Genomic DNA, 216 nt, shown 5'->3' with positions numbered 1-216 from the left:
TCCGGATTGGTATTATACCAGGCTACTTTCTGTAATTTATTAAATTCCAGAAAGCAAAAAGGCTCTAGCATTTCTGCTAGAGCCTTAAATATGGCAGGGGTGGAGAGATTCGAACTCCCAACACGCGGATTTGGAATCCGCTGCTCTGCCAATTGGAGCTACACCCCTATTTTCAGTTTTAAAGAGCTGAAACTCTGAATAAGTGGCGGAGTGGAC

Annotated in this window: 1 tRNA gene; it reads right to left on the bottom strand. The window is 44.0% G+C overall.

Going from position 1 to position 216, the window contains the following annotated elements:
* Nucleotides 1–91 precede the first annotated feature (91 nt).
* Nucleotides 92–168: transfer RNA gene (locus AB4209_RS22545), tRNA-Trp, on the bottom strand.
* Nucleotides 169–216 lie beyond the last annotated feature (48 nt).

It is taken from the genome of Vibrio sp. 10N.286.48.C11 (assembly GCF_041469805.1).
GTDB lineage: Bacteria > Pseudomonadota > Gammaproteobacteria > Enterobacterales > Vibrionaceae > Vibrio > Vibrio crassostreae_C.
The sequence above is the reverse complement of the archived record's forward strand: the minus strand, read 5'-3'. Positions and strand labels throughout refer to the sequence as shown.